At 44.9% G+C, this 14,542-nt stretch carries 13 protein-coding genes; 10 read left to right on the top strand and 3 right to left on the bottom strand.

The window, feature by feature from the left end; genetic code table 11:
- Positions 1-39: 39 nt before the first annotated feature.
- The 4 genes from V6B33_RS19570 to V6B33_RS19555 all read left to right on the top strand — a co-directional run bounded on the left by V6B33_RS19570 (position 40) and on the right by V6B33_RS19555 (position 5,679).
- Positions 40-843, top strand: a complete 804-nt coding sequence (locus tag V6B33_RS19570; RefSeq protein WP_334219361.1) for an alpha/beta hydrolase — start codon at positions 40-42, stop codon at positions 841-843.
- Between the two features lie 14 nt (positions 844-857).
- Positions 858-1,922 carry a tetraprenyl-beta-curcumene synthase family protein gene (locus tag V6B33_RS19565; RefSeq protein WP_334219360.1) on the top strand — a complete coding sequence of 355 codons (1,065 nt, stop codon included), beginning with the start codon at positions 858-860 and terminating at the stop codon, positions 1,920-1,922.
- Positions 1,923-2,161: 239 nt separating this feature from the next.
- The gene (locus V6B33_RS19560; protein WP_442915567.1) at positions 2,162-4,561 is read left to right on the top strand and encodes an immune inhibitor A domain-containing protein; all 2,400 of its coding nucleotides are present in this window, start codon (positions 2,162-2,164) and stop codon (positions 4,559-4,561) included.
- 116 nt (positions 4,562-4,677) lie between these two features.
- The gene (locus V6B33_RS19555) at positions 4,678-5,679 is read left to right on the top strand and encodes an LLM class flavin-dependent oxidoreductase (protein WP_334219359.1); all 1,002 of its coding nucleotides are present in this window, start codon (positions 4,678-4,680) and stop codon (positions 5,677-5,679) included.
- A gap of 47 nt (positions 5,680-5,726) precedes the next feature.
- Here V6B33_RS19555 and V6B33_RS19550 read toward each other — a convergent pair whose 3' ends face one another.
- Together V6B33_RS19550 and V6B33_RS19545 are read right to left on the bottom strand one after the other, a co-directional pair.
- Complete coding sequence (locus tag V6B33_RS19550) at positions 5,727-6,299, bottom strand: class I SAM-dependent methyltransferase (protein ID WP_334219358.1); 573 nt, start codon at positions 6,297-6,299, stop codon at positions 5,727-5,729.
- Positions 6,296-7,261, bottom strand: a complete 966-nt coding sequence (locus V6B33_RS19545) for a TIGR01212 family radical SAM protein (RefSeq protein WP_334219357.1) — start codon at positions 7,259-7,261, stop codon at positions 6,296-6,298. The genes V6B33_RS19550 and V6B33_RS19545 overlap by 4 nt, the downstream gene beginning before the upstream one ends.
- Before the next feature lie 260 nt (positions 7,262-7,521).
- Between V6B33_RS19545 and V6B33_RS19540 the strand changes: the two genes are divergently transcribed.
- From V6B33_RS19540 to V6B33_RS19530, 3 genes are all read left to right on the top strand, one after another.
- Positions 7,522-7,815, top strand: a complete 294-nt coding sequence (locus tag V6B33_RS19540; protein WP_334219356.1) for a YtzC family protein — start codon at positions 7,522-7,524, stop codon at positions 7,813-7,815.
- Positions 7,812-7,976 (top strand): glycogen biosynthesis protein GlgD, encoded by a 165-nt coding sequence (locus V6B33_RS19535; RefSeq protein ID WP_334219355.1) that lies wholly within the window; start codon positions 7,812-7,814, stop codon positions 7,974-7,976. The genes V6B33_RS19540 and V6B33_RS19535 overlap by 4 nt, the downstream gene beginning before the upstream one ends.
- A 341-nt stretch (positions 7,977-8,317) precedes the next feature.
- Positions 8,318-9,517, top strand: a complete 1,200-nt coding sequence (locus tag V6B33_RS19530) for an MDR family MFS transporter (protein ID WP_334219354.1) — start codon at positions 8,318-8,320, stop codon at positions 9,515-9,517.
- 251 nt (positions 9,518-9,768) lie between these two features.
- Here V6B33_RS19530 and V6B33_RS19525 read toward each other — a convergent pair whose 3' ends face one another.
- Complete coding sequence (locus V6B33_RS19525; RefSeq protein WP_334219353.1) at positions 9,769-10,290, bottom strand: cupin domain-containing protein; 522 nt, start codon at positions 10,288-10,290, stop codon at positions 9,769-9,771.
- A gap of 169 nt (positions 10,291-10,459) precedes the next feature.
- Here V6B33_RS19525 and V6B33_RS19520 point away from each other — a divergent pair, with 169 nt between their 5' ends.
- From V6B33_RS19520 to V6B33_RS19510, 3 genes are all read left to right on the top strand, one after another.
- Entirely contained in the window at positions 10,460-11,833 is a 1,374-nt protein-coding gene (locus V6B33_RS19520) for a sigma-54 interaction domain-containing protein (protein ID WP_334219352.1), read from the top strand.
- Between the two features lie 262 nt (positions 11,834-12,095).
- On the top strand, positions 12,096-13,418 hold the full coding sequence (locus V6B33_RS19515) for a GntP family permease (protein WP_334219351.1): 1,323 nt from the start codon (positions 12,096-12,098) through the stop codon (positions 13,416-13,418).
- 15 nt (positions 13,419-13,433) lie between these two features.
- Positions 13,434-14,210, top strand: a complete 777-nt coding sequence (locus tag V6B33_RS19510) for a 3-hydroxybutyrate dehydrogenase (RefSeq protein WP_334219350.1) — start codon at positions 13,434-13,436, stop codon at positions 14,208-14,210.
- Positions 14,211-14,542 lie beyond the last annotated feature (332 nt).

Here is a 14,542-nt window from a genome sequence, read left to right as displayed (position 1 = left end):
GATACGAACAATTTGAGAAACATTTAAGGAGGATTTGCCATGTGGAAATGGGAAACAGATCAAGAGGCAAAGGCAGTCATCGTCATCATTCATGGAGCAATGGAGCATCATGGCCGATACGGCTGGCTCATTGAAATGTGGCGCTCATCAGGTTTCCATGTCATCATGGGTGACCTGCCGGGACAGGGGATGACGTCCAGGAGACAAAGAGGACATATCGATTCGTTTGACGAATATATAATCGAGGTAAAAGATTGGGTTCAGGCCGCCTATCAGTTTGAACTGCCTGTCTTCGTCCTTGGTCACAGCATGGGCGGCCTGATTACCGTTCGCATGCTGCAGGAATCTCATGTGAACATTGCCGGAGTCATTCTGTCATCTCCTTGTCTGGGGCTGGTGGATGGTCCTTCAAAACCGATCGAACTTCTTTCTTACGGATTGAATAAGATTGCCCCGATGGTCAAGTTCCCATCCGGCCTGACGGTTGAGATGGCGACCAGAAATGCAGATGTGAGGGAAATTGACAGCAACGATACGCTTTATATCACAAAGGTATCCGTGCGCTGGTACAGGGAGCTCGCACAAGCCATCAAGCTTGCCACGGTCAATTTAAATAAATTGCCCGATGTGCCGCTTCTCGTGCTGCAGGCCGGTGATGATAAAATCGTCGATAAAAAAGCGGTAAAGAAATGGTTCAATGAGCTCTCTTTATCGGAGATGCACTATAAAGAATGGCCGAAATGCTATCATGAGATTTATAATGAACCGGAACGGGAAGAGATCTTCGAATATTCCAAGATATTTATTGAAAGCCGCTTGAAAGCGCTGGGGTATATTATATAAATGAGGTGATAAGCTTGTCTGTACCTGCAAGTCCCTTTACATTAATGAGAAAAGTATATCGGGATATTTTCCCGCTTGTCCACGCGGAGCTGGATTATTGGAAAAACAAAGCTGATGCCATTCCGAATGAAGAATTAAGAAAACAGGCATTGGCAAGCATTAAACATAAGACATTCCATTGCGAAGGCGGATCAATCCTGTCGATTTTATCGTTGAAAAAGAAAAAGGAGACGATCCGCTTCACCGTCGCATATCAAACGATCAGCGATTACCTGGATAATCTTTGTGACCGGAGCACCTCGCTCGACCCGAATGATTTTGAACTTCTCCATCAGTCCATGAAAGATTCGCTGACGGTCGGGGCTGAGCCTGTGAACTACTATTCGCTCAGGGAAGATCAGGATGATGGAGGTTATTTGCGTGATCTGGTGATGGCTTGTCAGGAGTCACTGGCTGAAATTCCTCACTATTATAGTATAAAAACAGAACTTCTCGAACTCTGTGAGTATTATTGCGACCTGCAAATACATAAACACGTGAAAGCGGAAGAAAGGGAAGGGAGGCTGCAGAAATGGTTCGAGAGCCATCGTTCAAACCTTCCGGAGATGGACTGGTATGAGTTTTCTGCATGCTCAGGCTCCACATTAGGCATCTTTTGCCTCGTTTCCTATGCAAGCAGACCGGACTTTCACCCTTCCTATACTGAAAAAATAAAAGAGGGCTATTTTCCTTATATACAAGGGCTTCATATCCTGCTGGATTATTTCATCGATCAGGAAGAAGATCAGGAGGGGGGAGACCTTAATTTCTGCTTTTACTATGAAAATGATGAGCACTTAAGAGAGAGATTGATTCATTTTTTGCGAAAGGCGGATGAACATACTAATCAATTGCCGCACTCAAGCTTTCACCGATTAATCAATAAGGGATTGATCGGGGTGTACCTGTCTGATGAAAAAGCCCGCCGTCAAAAACGAGTACAAAGTTTTTCCAGAGAATTCCTCGGGCAAGCCGGATGGGTGACAAAATTCTTTTTTTGGAATGGAAAAATGTATCGAAAATTGAAAAAAGCCAAATAACCGCCATAGTTATTCCGAACTATGAAATAAAATAGTCCCAAACTAAAAACTAGTCCTAGTAATATAGGACTAGTTTTTTTAGCGTTATATCCCGATTTTAATGGTAAAATATTCCCTTGTAAAATTTTATCATAGTAGTAAATAACTGTTTTATGTCAGAATATATGGATTTTTCTGAAAAATCTAGTATATTGTAATTAGTTGTAAAAATATAGTACATATTAAGGGGGAATGGCGTGTTGAAAACACGTAAAGTATTATCTATGGCTCTAACTGCCGCCTTGGGTATCGGAGCATTTGCGGTACCGGCATCAGCGGGGACTGTAGTACCAGAGAATGTGCTGGCGAAGCCGACGGTGAAAGTTGATCCTAGTCATGGAGGAGCATTTGATGCAGGAATTGCTAATGACGAGCGTATTATTGAAATGTTGAAAAAGGAAGGAAAACTTTCAAATGATGCAACGCCTGTTCAAGCTCAAAAAGCATTGAAGTCTTATCTGTCAGCAAAAGCGGAAAGTCCCGGAAAAACAAAGGACAAGCTTCCTAAAGGTCTAAATGCAAATTTGAAGAAAGATAATGATAAATCAATTGGTGACAGCTTGACTAAAGGGAAAGGAAACAAATTAGGACAAGCCAAAAAGAATCAGCCTGACGGGGTTGAAAAAGAAAATTATGATGGTGAAGTCCGGGAAGACAAAGTTTTAGTGCTTGCGATTGACTTTCCTGATTACGAAAAAGGTTCAATAACAAAAGAAGAAACAGATATGTTCTATGAAGATTATACTCATGAACATTTCCAGGACATGATTTTCGGAGAAAATGGGTATGAAGGTCCAAATGGAGAAGATCTTGTTTCCATGAAGCAATATTATGAAGAGCAATCCGGCGGAAGTTACACGGTAGATGGAACAGTTGCAGGCTGGTATACTGCGGATCACCCTGCTGATTATTACGGTGGTAACTATCCTGATGATGACGGCAGTGATGCAAGACCACGTGAACTTGTTTACGAAGCATTAGAGAAAGCCGGAGAGGATCCAAATGTGGATTTATCTGAATACGATGTCTGGGATCGAGATGACTATGATGGAGATGGTGTATACAATGAGCCTGATGGAATCATCGATCACTTGATGGTTATCCACGCAGGTGTCGGTGAGGAAGCAGGCGGGGGATCACTTGGCTCAGATGCGATTTGGTCTCACCGATGGAATCTCGGCCAATTGTTAGCAGTCCCGGGCGGCGAGTCGAATAGTGATCGTTTTGGAGGCCTATTAGGAGCTTACGACTATACAATTGAACCTGAAGACGGCGCTGCTGGTGTATTTGCTCATGAATATGGTCATGACTTGGGTCTCCCTGATGAGTATGACACCCAATACACTGGACAAGGTGAAGCTGTTGCTTACTGGTCGCTGATGGCAAGCGGAAGTTGGGCTGGTGATATTCCTGGTACAGAGCCACCTGGAATGAGTGCATACGCTAAAGAAATGCTGCAGGCAAATCACGGCGGCAAGTGGTTAAGCGGTGATACGGTGCATGCAAATGATATTACAAGCAGCGGAACAGAACTTCTTTTAGATGAAGGTGTTACAAAAGGTACGAACAATGATGCTGTCAGAGTGAATCTTCCTGACAAAATAAAAGAAATAAATAAACCGGCTGAAGGGGAATCAGAATTCTACAGCGGCAGCGGTGATGAAATTGATCATAAGATGGTGACCAGTGTAGATCTAACAAATGCAGCAAGCGCGACACTTGATTACGATGTCTGGTATGATATCGAAGAGCAATGGGATTTCGGTATGGTTCAGGTTTCAACTGACAATGGTGAGACCTGGAACTCATTATCCACTCCACATACTCGGGATGATATTGTAGCAGATGGATATCCTGCAATTAAAGAAAATGTCCCTGGTTATACTGGAAATAGTGAAGGATGGCTTCACGAGTCAATTGATTTAAGCGATTATGCTGGCCAGGAAATTCAATTGCAATTCCGTTATATGACTGACTGGGGCACAAACCTTACTGGAATGTTTGTAGATAATGTGAAAGTGACTGCAGATAATCAAGAAGTTCTTTCTGAAGGTGCTGAAGGCGATAGTAGTTTCGTGTTCAATGGCTTCGAGACATCAGATGGTACAACGACAACACCTCATTACTACCTCCTTGAGTGGAGATCACATAATGGAGTAGATGAAGGGTTGGCACATATCCGCCGTGGAGACAGCTTAATGTCTTACGATTCAGGTTTAGTGGTATGGTACGTGGATGAGAGCTACGATAACAACTGGACCGGTGTTCACCCTGGAGATGGATTCCTTGGTGTAGTAGATGCGGATCAGAAGACAGTATCGTGGAGTGACGGTGCACCTGGAGCTACTCGTTATCAATTACATGATGCGGCATTCAGCCTGAAAAAATCAGAGAAAATGTTTGTTGATTATACTGATTTACTAGGTGTTACAATGAAAGACAATCATACTAAGCGTAATCCTCTGTTCGATGACAGTGCAGACTACAGCAATAAGGGTCTTGTAGATGCTGGACGTAACGTACCTGATTACGGCTTGAAATTCCGAGTGATTGGTGAAAGTGCAGACGGAACAGTTGGTAAGGTATTGATTCACAAGTAAGAATGAGTGAGTAAAGGGTGACGGCTTTCTGCCGTCACCCTTTAAGCATGTTATTGGACATTTTTCACAGGTGAATTGATAATAATACTCACATCACATAAAGGAGATGTCCAATCTTGACTATTAAATTAAGTGTCCTGGATCAGTCACCGATTTCAGAAGGAATGAGCCCTCAAGAGGCTTTACAACATACAGTAGAACTTGCCCGGTTTGCAGAGAAGCTGGGTTTCACCCGCTTTTGGGTATCAGAGCATCATGATTCACCAAGCCTCGCGGGATCATCCCCGGAGGTATTGATTGCCCACTTGGCGCAAAACACCTCGAGTATCCGTGTCGGATCAGGCGGGGTCATGCTCCCTCATTACAGTTCATACAAAGTAGCAGAAAACTTCAGGCTGCTGGAAGGATTGAACCCGGATCGCATCGACTTGGGTCTTGGACGGGCGCCGGGAGGGATGCCGATGGCTTCGATGGCCCTCAGTGAAGGAAAACACCGCGATGTTAACCGTTACCCTGCCCAGATTGATGAGTTACTGGGATATTTGACAGATTCACTTCCGGATTCCCATCCTTATCAGGGATTGACCGCAGCGCCGAAAATCCGGACGATGCCTGAAGTATGGATGCTCGGGTCAAGTCCTTCAAGTGCAATGCTGGCTGCTCAAAAAGGGCTGCCTTATACGTTTGCTCAATTTATCAATGGTGAAGGCGGCCCGCAGTATACACAGGCATACCGCAATAACTTTGTTCCATCCGATTATCTGGACAAACCGAATAATACAGTTGCGGTGTTCACGATTTGTGCAGAAACGGATGAAGAAGCGGAAAGAGTCGCTTCCAGTATCGATCTATCGCTGATTATGCTGGAACAGGGTATGCAATCCAGTGGAACACCTAGCCCTGAAAAAGCAGCAGCCTATCCATACAGTCCATTTGAAATGGCGCGGGTAAGAGAAAACCGAAAAAGAATGATCGTCGGTAACCCCGAGAAAGTGAAAAAAGGGATCCTTCAGCTCAGCGAAGAATATCAAACCGACGAAATCATGCTTGTCAGTATCACCTATGATTTTAAAGACAAACTCAAATCATTACAGCTCATCGCTGATGAACTGCTTTAAAGCAGTGAGGGACGGTCCTTTAGTATGATAAAGGACCGTCCCTGTTCTTATCTTTTCTCCAATGCAAGAATGAATGGAGGGTTATTCAGTTGGTTCACGTATTGATAGCGTAATACATGAACATAATTCTGGTCCAATTTTTCTACATAACGCAGCAGGTAGTCCCTTTCAACCGCTCCTTCATGATGACCATGGTAAATGACGAGGATCATGATCCCTTCCGGCGCCATCATCTCAAGAATTTGATTGACTGCCGAGATGGTCGTCCGAGGCCGGGTGACAATCGTTTTGTCACCGCCGGGCAGATAACCAAGATTAAAGACCGCCCCTGTTACCTTCCCGTGATGAACGGGCGGGATGACATTCATCACCGTCTCATGCCCTTGCTGAAACAAGGTCACGCGATGATCGAGTTCATGGGTGGTGAGCTGATCTCTTGTATTCTGTACGGCCTCTTCTTGGATATCAAAGCCATATACCCGTCCATTATCACCGACGAGCTGAGCAAGATACAAGGTATCATGCCCGTTTCCAAGAGTTGCATCGATCGTGATATCGCCCGGATTTACTGCATTATCCAAAAGTTTTCGGGCAAAAGGTAAGATTCGTTCCAGTTTCATGCTTTCACATCCACATTAAAATATTTTCCTTGCCAGCTGTTTCGTCTCTTCAATTCATCATCAATCGCATTGAGTACATTCCACTTATTCACACTCCACATAGGTCCGATCATTAATTCAATCGGCCCGTCCCCTGTGATCCGGTGGACAATCATTTCCGGCGGGATGATTTCCAATTGATCACAAACAAGTTTTACATATTGATCAAAGTCCAGGAATTCAAGCAACCCCTTTTCATATTGCTTGACCATGGGCGTTCCTTTCAACAAATGAAGAAGATGGATCTTAATCCCCTGTACATCCAGTCTTGCTACTTCACGTGCAGTTTCCATCATCATTTCGGAATTTTCCTGCGGAAGTCCGTTAATAATATGAGAGCATACGCGGATCCCGTGTTTTCGAAGCTTATTCACGCCATCGACATAACATTGATAGTCATGTGCGCGATTGATTACATTCGCCGTCTTTTCGTGGACGGTCTGGAGTCCGAGTTCCACCCACAGATAGGTACGCTCATTGAGCTCTGCAAGATACTCGATAACTTCATCAGGCAGGCAGTCCGGCCGGGTGGCGATGGAAAGTCCCACCACATCTTCCTGTTTCAGGACCGTCTCATATTTCTCACGCAAAACCTCAACGGGTGCATGGGTATTCGTGAATGCCTGGAAATAGGCCATATATTTGCCGTCTTTCCACTTTTTGTGCATCTTCTCTTTCGTATCAAGAAATTGTTTTTCAAGCGGATCGACACGGTCGCCTGCAAAATCGCCAGAACCGGCCGCGCTGCAAAACGTACATCCGCCGTGTGCGACAGTGCCGTCACGATTCGGGCAGTCGAAACCGCCGTCGAGTGCCACTTTGAACACTTTATGACCGAAATGATTCCGTAATTGATAATTCCATGTATGATACCGCTTATTATCGGAAGCGAACGGAAACGGGTTTGTCCCGATGACAAACACCTCCTGTTATCTTTGAATGATTATGTATAATCTAGTCACCTTTAGCAAAAACAGTGATAAGCTCAATGTTATAAATCCCATCGAATGTAACATAGACTATCAAAAAGATTTTAACATGAATGGGATTGTGAATGTATCCTCACTGTTTAAATAGGCGAAGATTACCACTTTTGAAAGCGTCCCACAGGTGAAAACTAATAAAGAAGAAGAGGGGGCAAAATCTCTTCTTTAGACTCAAAAGAGAGCAGGAGGTAGTCGACATGGCAACAAGACAATCGGTTGAAGGCTGTATCCAGAAATGCGAGGATGCCATTCGTTACGCTCAAGAACAATACAAATCAGGTATGGAGCAGGAGCACTATCATGACCAGGAATATACGAAAGCGATGCAGCAGATCGAAGAAGCGGTCAATGATGTCGCTGATCTGGCACACAGCGCCAATGCCCAGCAGCGTGAACAGCTGCACAGAATGAGACTTCAATTGCAAAGCCTTCAAAATGAGATGATCCTATTGGAACACGACCCGAATGTAGTGGGAGGCAAATTACATTGAAAAAACGTTCTAAACAAAACAATCCCGAACAGAAAACAAGAAGCGATTTTCGTCAATTAGATACAGAATTCGGAGCTGAGCAAAACCCTGTAAAAACAGCCAAGAAAAGGTACGAAAAGCAGGGACAGCCTGTAAAAGCCAATCAGAATAACGGGAAATGACAATTGTAGAAATCCAGGCGCCTTTTGGGTGCCTGGATTTTCACTTTTTCCGGGTGATGTGCAGAAATGGGAATCCCTCTAGTGAGAGGGATTGGTTGTTGGGCGGTTGGAGTGGCGGGTGGTAAGTGGCATGGCATGTGACGAGTGGTGCCAGGCACAGAACGGTGTATTTGAGCCAGGCACAAAACGATGGAATTGTGCCTGGCACCCCCGGCTCCAGGCGTTCCCCTGCCGTTTAAATCCCCTCCAAAAAATTTTCAAAAATAGTTCTTGCCCCTCCACTTTAAAAGGAGTAAAATTCTTTTGGGACTCGAAATAAATGGTGGAAAGGGAAGCTGGAAATGCCTAAATCACTATGGTTGCTTGTCATCGGGATGATGGTGAATGTCACTGGTTCTTCCTTCTTGTGGCCGCTCAATACGATCTATCTTCATGAACACCTCGGTAAGTCGCTGTCCGTTGCGGGTCTGGTGCTGATGGTCAATGCTGGTGCAAGTGTCATCGGCAATTTGATCGGGGGAAGTCTTTTTGATAAATTAGGGGGCTATCGTTCGATTTTACTGGGTATTATCATTACGCTCACTGCTCTGGTGGGTATGAATCTGTGGCAGGGCTGGCCTTATTATGTTGTATTCTTGACTCTTGTTGGATTTGGTTCAGGGATTGTGTTCCCTTCCATGTATGCCATGGCTGGATCTGTCTGGCCGGAAGGCGGCAGGAAGGCGTTCAATTCTGTCTATGTCGCTCAAAATATCGGGGTGGCAGTGGGAGCTGCCTTAGGCGGATTGGTGGCATCTTTCTCCTTTAGTTATATATTCCTTGCTAACTTACTGATGTATGTCGCATTCTTTTTGATCGCCATTTTTGGCTATCGTAACATTTCAGCTGATTCGTCAATGCAGTCATCCGTTCTGAGCGAGAAGAAAGTGATCAGAAACAAAGCGAAGCTGACCGCACTACTGATTATTTGTGCAGCATATTTGTTGTGCTGGGTCGGTTATGTTCAGTGGCAGTCTACCATTGCCACCTATACACAGGAAATCAATATCAGTTTGAAACAGTACAGTCTGCTTTGGACCATCAATGGTGCCTTGATTGTTCTTGCCCAGCCCCTTTTATCTAAAATGATAAAGCGGTTCGAAGATAATCTGAAGCTGCAGATCATGCTCGGAACGGTTATCTTCATGGTTTCTTTCGGTGTCGCTTCCGTATCGGATACATTTGAATGGTTCGCCATTGCGATGATCATCCTGACTATCGGGGAAATGCTGATATGGCCGGCCGTGCCGACAATCGCCAATTCACTCGCACCGAAAGGCCGTGAAGGATTCTATCAGGGGATTGTCAACAGTACGGCAACGGGGGGACGCATGATCGGCCCATTCATCGGCGGGCTGTTGGTTGACTTGTTCAGCATGCAGGTACTCTTCATGACACTGATCGGGTTTTTCATTGTATCTCTAGTGCTGTCGAGTGTATATGACCGTCCATTAAGAAAGATCTCAACACAATCATACCCTATACAAATAAAAAGCCAATGAGTTGCTCATTGGCTTTTTCAGTGCATATAAAAAGGGCTCCCATTTCCTATGGAAGCCCACTTGCAAAAAATTGAGGCGGATAATCAGCAAACTCCACATAGTCTGTTGCCGTTAAGGCGTGATCACCGACTTACACAATTCAGCTCATCGCTTGTATAGAATAACATGGAATGACTCCAAATACAATAATATTTTTTAAAATGGTTCGGTTATAAGGGATTCTTACCTCTTGAAGTGCATGTCACGTTCCCTCATTCTTTCACTCTTTGTTTATTTTGCAGCCAGTATTTGATGACGGGACCCCTGTCACCATACACAGGATCGAGCTTGGGAAGAGGCACCTGTTTGATGTCGATCAATACCTGCGGCCGTTCCGTCAGTGTACCTTCCTTCATATTATAATCAGTTCCGTCAGGGTAGGCGCCGACCACTTGAAAATCATGGCTCGAGTTCAGCTTTTTGTGTCCGGTTCCCGCGGGAAGGATTACAACGTCACCTTTTCGAACGTTGACTTTCACCCCTTTGTCGCCGCCAAGCTGGACGGATGCTTCGCCTTCTTTGACGCCAAGCACCTCATGTGCATTGCTGTGATAATGGTGAAAATCATGAATGCCGTTCACCCAGCTGTTCAGCCATTGATTTTGATGAAAGACATTCTCGATATTTTCTGTATGGTCCACTGCTTCTCTATAGATGAGAACAGGTAAATCCGGGTTGTTAGGGATGTTTCCGTCATCTTCCAAAAAATAGATCTTTAATCGATCAACTTCCATGGGGACTCCTCCTTATATTTTATATAAAAAGTTCCCGCAAAGAGCATTTGCTAAACCCGTTCCAGCCGTTTTTAATATTACGGAATCCTCTGTTTTTCTTGAAGTGATATGCTACTATAATAGTGAGAATATTGTTAAAACGAGGTTTTGCGAGGGTAGGGGATTTTAGATGAGTAGTCTGTTGAAGAAAGTTTCTGCTGAGATGATTGAAATCATTCTGGAAAATGCCTTTGAATGGCTGGTTGTGGTCGACAACGACGGCAGGATCATCTACATCAATGAAAATTATTGCAAGTTTCTTGAAGTCGACCGGGACAAAGCGATCGGAACGCACGTGACGAATGTTATAGAGAATACAAGGATGCACAAAGTCGTGGACAGCGGGAACGAAGAAGTGGCGGATCTGCAGTATATAAAAGGAAATTATATGATTGCAAATCGTATACCGATCGTTGTGGACGGAGAAGTGATTGGTGCATTCGGCAGTGTAATCTTCCGGGATACCAGTGAATGGATGCAGATGAGTTCCCACGTGAAGAACATGATGTCGAAGATTCAAAGCTATATCCAGGATATCAATACAGGGGTCAAGTACAATCTGAATGACATTATTGGTACATCAGAATTGATCCAGGAACTAAAGGGTAAAGCCCAAATGATCGCCCCGAGTGATATCTCGATCCTCATCAGAGGGGAAAGCGGTACAGGTAAGGAATTATTTGCGCATAGCATTCATCAGCTCAGTGAAAGGAGCGGACAGCCTTTTATTAAAGTGAATTGTGCTGCCATTCCTGAACAACTGCTAGAGTCGGAATTATTCGGATATGAAGAAGGAGCCTTTACAGGCGCGAAAAAGGGAGGAAAAAAAGGAAAATTCCAGCTTGCGCATAAAGGGACATTGTTTCTCGATGAAATCGGGGATATGCCCTTGAATATGCAGGCAAAACTCCTCAGGGTCCTGCAGGAAGGCGAAGTGGAAGCGGTCGGCGCTTCGCGTGTGCACCATGTGAACGTCAGGATCATTGCAGCCACCAACCGTCCCCTTGAAAAAATGATGGAGGAAAAAAGATTCAGGAGTGATCTCTATTACAGGATCAATGTCGTTCCCTTCGTCATCCCGCCGCTGCGTGAAAGGAAAGACGATATCAAGGTGCTGGCGGATTTCTTCCTGGCAAAATCCATGAAATCATCCGGAAAAAGGATACAGGGATTTCAGCAGGAAGTCTTGGATATCTTTACTTCTTACAGCTGGCCGGGAAATTTAAGGGAGCTTGAAAATGTGATCAATGCCTCCACCTACCTATCAAATGAACATCAGATTTCACTGAGTTCCTTACCTCAATACATGAAGTCCGGCAATCTTTACAATGTAGAATCAAATACATTGAAAGAAATCATCGAAGATACCGAGAAGAAAGTGTTGGAACAGAGCATGAAAAAGTTTCAAGAAGATAAGAGGAAGATGGCATCGGCGCTTGGTATCAGCAAGTCGACGATGTATGAAAAATTAAAAAAATATGATCTTCTGGAACAGTCCAGATAATCGGAAAACAGTCCGGTTTTCCGGACTGTTTATTTTTTTGCCTGTAAGTGTGTACATCTTGTGAATGAATATTCCGTTTGTCCGGATATCCGGACAAAAATATTTATAGAAAGCTGATTTCACCAATTCTGAAAGTTGGCACAATTATTGCAAGAGTAGAATGTGAATGAATCGTTTCAGAAAGGAGACAGAGTGAACAGAAATGTAAACGATTCCAAAATGGGTATGAGAGAAACATCGTTGATAAAAGGGGGAAAACAAATTGTTAAGTATGATTGGTCTCATTGGTGGACTTATATTATTAATCTTTTTAACAATGCGCGGGATGAACATTCTGATTGTCGGACCTATCTCCGCATTGTTTGTTGCCGTATTGAGCGGCATGCCGCTGTTTCCACAGCTTGCATCTGAAGGGCAGGCGGATCTCGTCACGAACTATATGTCCGGCTTCACGAGCTTTGTCGCTGCCTGGTATTTAATGTTCTTACTTGGTGCAATATTCGGGAAGGTGATGGAAGACAGCGGAGCGGCGGACAGTGTATCGCGTTTCGTCGTTGATAAACTGGGGATGAAATATGCCGTTTTGGCCATCGTCGCGGCATGTGCGGTACTGACATACGGGGGAGTAAGCCTTTTCGTTGTGGCGTTTTCCGTTTATCCAATGGCCTTGAGTTTATTTAAACAGGCAGACTTGCCGCGCCGATTCATTCCGGCAGCGCTGGCACTCGGGTCTGTTACATTCACCATGACATCAGCAGGCTCACCGGAGATCCAAAACTGGATCCCGATCGAATACCTGGGGACGACCCCATATGCAGGCTGGGAAGTCAGCTTGATTGTAGCCGTCTTCATGGCGGTCTTCGGATATTGGTGGTTAAAGCGTATGATCAAGAAGGCGATAGGTAAAGGGGAAAGATTCCAATCCCGCGAAGAAGATCCGGTAATCGACGAAGGCCGTCCGCTGCCGAATCCGTTGATGGGATTGATCCCGCTTCTGATAGTATTGATTCTTTCATTCATTTTCCACGATTCGATGAAACAGTCAGCCTTGATCATTGCCTTGCTTGGCGGGGTCATCTCCACGTATGTATTGAATAGAAAGTTCTTCAAAGGCTTCTGGCCGGCTGTTTCAGAAGGAACAATCGGAGCGCTGATCGCGATCGGTAACACAGCCGCTGTAGTGGGCTTTGGAGGAGTGGCAAAAGCCGTTCCTGCATTTGAAACCGCTGTCAATGTAATGACCAGCATTCCCGGTTCACCGCTTATCGGAGGCGCAATCGCGGTCAGCGTCATTGCCGGTATGACAGGATCTGCATCGGGTGGCCAGGCAATCGCACTTCCGCTGATCGCTCCGCATTATATGGATATGGGAGTGAATCCGGAAGCGCTGCACAGGGTTGTTGCGATTTCTTCCGGTGCACTGGATTCACTGCCTCATAATGGCTACGTGGTGACCACCATCCGCTCGATTTGTAATGAGTCACACGGAGAAGCATATGGAGCTGTCGGAGCAGTTACGGTCATCGTGCCATTGCTCGGGCTCGCCATAGCCATCATCTTATTCAGCTTAGGATTAGGCATTTAGGAAAGGAGTTTCATCATGGTGGAAAATAAAGTTGTATTTGTCACTGGAGCAGCACAGGGAATCGGTTATGAAATTGGGAAAGAATTTGCTGAGAGCGGTGCAAAAGTTGTACTGACAGATTTGAAAGAAGATGGTGTAGGGGATGCTGCACTCTCTTTAAAAAAACAAGGCTATGAAGCACTCGGCATCCGCTGTGATGTGACCTCGGAAAAGGACTTGAAAGAAGCGATCGCCACTGCGGTGAATCACTATGGAAGACTGGATGTCCTGATCAATAATGCAGGTCTTCAGCACGTTTCGCCGATAGAAGATTTCCCGACCGAGAAATTTGAGTTATTACTAAAAGTCATGCTTACCGCTCCATTCGTCGCGATTAAACATGCTTTGCCCATCATGAAAGAGCAGGGATTCGGACGGATCATCAATATGGCATCGATTAATGGATTAGTAGGTTTTGCAGGCAAGGCTGCATATAACTCTGCAAAACATGGTGTGATCGGTCTCACGAAGGTGGCAGCTCTTGAAGCGGCTGCGCATGGTGTCACCGTAAATGCTGTCTGCCCGGGATATGTCGATACCCCGCTGGTGCAGAATCAGCTGGGCGATCTGGCCGAAACACGTAATGTACCTCTCGAGAAAGTGTTGGAAGAAGTCATCTACCCGCTCGTTCCGCAACAGAGGCTTCTGGAAGTCAAAGAAATCGCTGACTACACAATGTTTCTGTGCAGTGACGCAGCAAAAGGCATCACCGGCCAGGCAGTGGTGCTGGATGGAGGATATACAGTTCAATAGTGATTGAAGAGGAATGGCCTTTTTGTGAAGGGTCATTTCTTTTTTCTGCTTGGAGGCTCAGCCTTGAGGATTAGAATTTTGTGTGGGGATTCGGACTGGGGAGAAGAGTGCACTAGTGGAAGAGGGGAATTCTGACTGAAAAAAGAGTTCATTCTTTTGTATTTGAATAAAGTGTTTACGGGTCTGTATGAATGATATGGAATGAATTGTTAAACAGCAAAATTAATGTTGATTTTGGTAAAATCAGTGGGTTTTCTCGCCAAATTATGGATCAAAAGTGACAAGATTAATGGCCATTACAGCAAGAATAACTTGCTGAATGGAAAGATTAT

Origin of the sequence: Mangrovibacillus sp. Mu-81 (assembly GCF_036867415.1) — a bacterium.
Lineage (GTDB): Bacteria > Bacillota > Bacilli > Bacillales > Bacillaceae_B > Rossellomorea.
Note: the sequence above shows the minus strand (reverse complement) of the source record. Positions and strands in the feature narration are given on the sequence as shown.